This is a genomic window from Fodinibius halophilus, assembly GCF_011059105.1.
Taxonomy (GTDB): Bacteria; Bacteroidota; Rhodothermia; order Balneolales; family Balneolaceae; genus Fodinibius; species Fodinibius halophilus.
Window position 1 is genome coordinate 1 of sequence record NZ_JAALLS010000076.1, and the last position, 654, is coordinate 654.

Annotated in this window: 1 protein-coding gene; it reads right to left on the minus strand. The window is 45.9% G+C overall.

The window, feature by feature from the left end:
- Window positions 1–654, minus strand: a 654-nt coding sequence (locus G3569_RS18235) for a lamin tail domain-containing protein (RefSeq protein WP_165271517.1), incomplete at both ends; no start/stop codon positions are given.

Consider the following 654-nt stretch of genomic DNA (forward strand, 5'->3'; position numbering starts at 1 on the left):
ATTATTAAGAGAGGGGAAATCAGCCATTACCACCAGGTTGATATCCGGGTAGTCTGTAAGTAGCGTATTGTCGGGGGCAATAACGGCAAAACTATCGGGCGGGATAATGGCTTGGCTATTACTGATATCCGCTTTATAGCCCCGATTGTCACTGAGACGCCAATTGCGCAAGTCGAAAGATTTTGACGTAGGATTATAGAGCTCAATAAATTCTGTTGTGCCCGAAGCAGGTTCATAGTTGAACTCGTTGACTAAAACGTCCCCGGAATCTGCAGCAGATACCTCGTAATAAGTAAATGAGGTATCGGTAGATGCAATTGTATTTGCAAAAATATCCGTAACATTTTCTACGGTCAGTGTATAATTTGTAGCATTGGTCAGGGGGCTTCCAAGATTTATAAACACGCTGTCGGATGCCGCGTAGGTAACGTCGGAGATAGCAGGGCCTCCATTTAAAGAGTAATTGGAGGTATTTTCTGTGGTGGCGTCATCCAGTTGTTCTGAAAACGTAAGTGCAAGTTGCGAGCCGGAACGAACGGTCAGTGATTTAAGTGTTGGCGGGGTGGTGTCCGGGGTGATTTCGTTGGCCGTGCCAGGAGTGCCTTTGCTATTGGGTGCATCTCCCCAATTTTCTTTATAGGAAGCTGAAACAGA